Source organism: Micromonospora sp. NPDC049580 (genome assembly GCF_040675595.1).
Taxonomy (GTDB): Bacteria; Actinomycetota; Actinomycetes; order Mycobacteriales; family Micromonosporaceae; genus Micromonospora.
Map to the genome: position 1 here is coordinate 1 of NZ_JBFAPG010000554.1, position 3,839 is coordinate 3,839.

Below are 3,839 nucleotides of genomic sequence, written 5' to 3' on the forward strand. Positions count from 1 at the left end.
CCCCGGTCGACGACCGGGGCGCCCTTTCGGCGTTGGCGTGGGATCAGGCCAGGCCCAGCTCCGACTCGAAGTTGCCGGCCTCCAGCCGCTCCTTGACCGCGGTCAGGAAGCGCGCCGCGTCGGCGCCGTCGATCAGCCGGTGGTCGTAGGACATGGCCAGGTAGACCATCGACCGGACCGCGACGACCTCGCCCAGCTCCGGGTCGTTGACCACGACCGGCCGCTTGACCACGGCACCCGTGCCGAGCATCGCCGACTGCGGCGACGGCACGATCGGGGTGTCGAAGAGCGCGCCCCGGCTGCCCGTGTTGGTCAGCGTGAAGGTCGCCCCGGCCAGCTCGTCCGGGCTGACCTTGTTGGTCCGGGTCCGCTCGGCCAGGTCCGCGACCCGCTTGGCGATGCCGCCCAGGTTGAGGTCGCCGGCGTTGTGGATGACCGGCGTCAGCAGGCCCCGCTCGGTGTCCACCGCGATGCCGAGGTGCTCCGCCTCCGGGTAGGTGATCGTGCCAGCCTCAAGGTCCATCCGAGCGTTGACGATCGGGTACGTCTGGAGCGCCTCGACGGCGGCGAGGGCGAAGAACGGCAGGAAGGACAGCTTCACGCCGTGCCGCTGCACGAAGGAGTCCTTCGCCTGTGCCCGCAGCTTGGCGACCCGGGTGACGTCCACCTCGACCACAGTGGTGAGCTGCGCCATCTCGTGCAGCGACTCGTGCAGCCGCTTGGCGATGGCCTTGCGGATCCGGGGGAGCTTCTCCGTGGTGCCCCGCTTGCCGCTCGGCTGCGGCTTCGCGGCCGGCTTGGTCGCGGCCGGCGCGGTGGCGGCCGGCTGTGCCGCCGGAGCCGGCGCGGCGTTGGCGGCCTTCGCCTTCTCGGCCGCGTCGAGGACGTCCTGCTTGCGGATCCGGCCACCCACGCCGGTGCCGTTGAGCGAGCCCAGGTCGACGCCGTGCTCGCTGGCCAGCTTGCGGACCAGCGGGGTGACGTACCCGGCGGCCTCCTCGCCGCCACCCGGCGCCGGGGCGGACGGGCGCTGCGGCGCGGCGGTCGGCCCGGACGGCTGAGCCGCCTGCTCGGCCTGCGCCGGCTGCGCCGAGGTCTCCGCCTCGGCGGCCGGCTCGTTGTACGACATGCCCGGGGTGGGCTCCTCGACCTTCGGCTCCGGCTTCGGCGCCGGCGCGGCCTCCGCCTTCGGCTCGGGCTTCGGCTCGGGCTTGGCCTGAGCGGGGGCTCCACCGGCGACGCCGATGATCGCCAGGTCGGCGCCGACGTCGGCGGTCTCGTCCTCGGCGACCTTGATCTCCAGCACCGTGCCGGCGACCGGCGACGGGATCTCCGTGTCCACCTTGTCGGTGGAGACCTCCAGCAGCGGCTCGTCCACCTCGATGGTGTCGCCGACCTGCTTGAGCCAGCGGGTGACCGTACCCTCGGTGACGCTCTCACCCAGGGCCGGCATCTTCACCGCGGTGCCCTCGCCCGACGGCGCGGCGGCCGGAGCCGGCGTCTCGGCCGGGGTCTGGTCCTGCGCCACCTCGTCGGCGGCGCCCTCGGCGGCGGCCGTCGGCTCGGCGGCCGGCTCCGCCGACTCGGCCGGGGCCTGCTCCTGACCGGCGGCCTCGCCGCCACCGGTCGACTCGCCCTCACCGGCGATGACGGCCAGCTCGCTACCGACCTCGGCGGTCTCGTCCTCGCCGACCACGATCCGGCTCAGCACGCCCGCCGCGGGCGACGGGATCTCGGTGTCGACCTTGTCGGTCGAGACCTCGAGCAGGGGCTCGTCGACCTCGACCGTGTCGCCCTCCTGCTTGAGCCAGCGCGTGACGGTGCCCTCGGTGACGCTCTCGCCGAGCCGGGGCATGGTGACCGATACCGGCATGTTCTCCAGACTCCTTCATTCCCCTTGGGGGATCTTCGCCCGTCGCCGGACGCCGCGGTTTGGGTGATCAGGCGTGCGCGTGCAGCGGCTTGCCGGCGAGAGCCAGGTGCGCCTCGCCCAGGGCCTCGTTCTGGGTCGGGTGGGCGTGCACGAGCTGGGCGACCTCGGCCGGGTAGGCCTCCCAGTTGTAGATGAGCTGCGCCTCACCGATCAGCTCACCCACCCGCGCGCCGACCATGTGGACGCCGACGACCGGGCCGTCCTCGACCCGGACCAGCTTCACGAAGCCGGTGGTCTTGAGGATCTGGCTCTTGCCGTTGCCGCCGAGCGAGTAGTTGTACGCCTGGACCTTGTCGGCCCCGTACTGCTCCTTGGCCTTCGCCTCGGTCAGGCCCACCGACGCCAGCTCCGGGTCGCAGTAGGTGACCCGCGGGATGCCGACCTCGTCGATGACGGCCGGGGTCTGCCCGGCGATCTCCTCGGCGACGAAGATGCCCTGCTGGAAGCCCCGGTGCGCGAGCTGGAGGCCCGGCACGATGTCGCCGACGGCGTAGACGTTCGGGACGCTGGTGCGCAGCCGCTCGTCGGTCAGCACGTAGCCGCGGTCCATCGTGACGCCCTGCTCCTCGTACCCGAGGTTGGCGGTGTTCGGGCCGCGACCGACGGCGACCAGCAGCAGCTCCGCCTCAACGGTCTCGCCGCCAGAGATGGTCAGCTTGACGCCGTTCTCGGTCTTCTCGACCTTCTCGAACGGCTTGCCGACCTTGAAGTTGATCTTCCGCTTGCGGAACGCCCGCTCCAAAGCCTTGGACGACTCCTCGTCCTCGGCGGCCACCAGCCGAGGCAGCGCCTCGACGATCGTCACGTCCGCGCCGAAGGACTTCCACACACTGGCGAACTCGACGCCGATCACACCGCCGCCGAGGACGATCACCGACGAGGGGACCCGGTCCAGGGTCAGCGCGTGGTCGCTCGTGATGATCCGCTCGCCGTCGACCTCCAGGCCGGGCAGGCTCTTGGCGTACGAGCCGGAGGCCAGGACGATGTTGCGGCCGGTGTAGCGCTTGCCGTCCACCTCGACCACGTTCTTGCCGACCAGCTTGCCGGCGCCGGCCACGAAGGTGATGTTCTTCGAACCGCCCACCAGGCCCTGCAGACCCTTGTACAGCCGGGAGATCACGCCGTCCTTGTACGAGTTGACGCCGGCCATGTCGACGCCGACCAGCTCGGCCTTCACACCGAACTGCTCCGACTCGCGGGTCTGGTCGGCGATCTCCGCCGCGTGCAGCAGCGCCTTGGTCGGGATGCAGCCGTTGTGCAGGCAGGTCCCGCCGAGCTTGCCCTTCTCGATCAGCGCGACGGACAGGTCCAGCTGGGCGGCGAGCAGCGCCGCCGCGTAGCCGCCGCTGCCACCTCCGAGGATGACGATGTCGAAGGTCGCTTCGTTCGGCTCGCTCACGTCCAACTCCCAGGTCGCGTCACTGCATCGGGGGTCACGGAGGGGTAACACGGACACACCCCACCTCGGTCATCTTGTCACCACCGGGCACAGGGTGCGTAGTGAGGTGCCCAACGACACGTCATCGACACGTACCCTTGGCACCGTTGTCGATGACATGACGTGGGGGAGCGGTTCGGTGGGGTTGTTCCGGCGCCGGAAGCAGGCGCGTGTGCTGAGCCACGACCGCGCGGCCGATCCCGGCGATCTGGACCATCTCGCGAACTTCATCCGCAGCCGGCGCGGCGTCGAGGCGTTCATCGAGCCCCGGACGACGGTCACCCAGACCACAGTCATCCTGATCGCCGACGACGGGGAGTGGACGCGCCGCCGCATCGACGGCCCGGACGGCGCGCGGCGCTTCGCGTACCGGATGGGCATCCCGGTGTACGACGTCCGGCTGATGGGCTACCCGCAGCGGATGCGCGACTTCAACGAGCGGCGCAAGCGCCGACCCGACCAGTACTG

General features: G+C 71.2%; 3 protein-coding genes. 1 reads left to right on the forward strand and 2 read right to left on the reverse strand.

Annotation, left to right across the window (positions count from 1 at the left end):
• Positions 1–43 precede the first annotated feature (43 nt).
• The gene (sucB, locus tag AB0J68_RS28915; protein WP_363941655.1) at positions 44–1,873 is read right to left on the reverse strand and encodes a 2-oxoglutarate dehydrogenase, E2 component, dihydrolipoamide succinyltransferase; all 1,830 of its coding nucleotides are present in this window, start codon (positions 1,871–1,873) and stop codon (positions 44–46) included.
• A gap of 67 nt (positions 1,874–1,940) precedes the next feature.
• Entirely contained in the window at positions 1,941–3,332 is a 1,392-nt protein-coding gene (lpdA, locus tag AB0J68_RS28920; protein WP_363941657.1) for a dihydrolipoyl dehydrogenase, read from the reverse strand.
• A gap of 178 nt (positions 3,333–3,510) precedes the next feature.
• Here lpdA and AB0J68_RS28925 point away from each other — a divergent pair.
• On the forward strand, positions 3,511–3,839 hold a 329-nt coding region (locus AB0J68_RS28925), incomplete at its 3' end, for a hypothetical protein (protein ID WP_354859740.1).

Bases quoted from the DNA above. Each gene is read 5' to 3' on its own strand.
- sucB (WP_363941655.1), bottom strand. From the start codon at position 1,873: ATGCCGGTATCGGTCACCATGCCCCGGCTCGGCGAGAGCGTCACCGAG.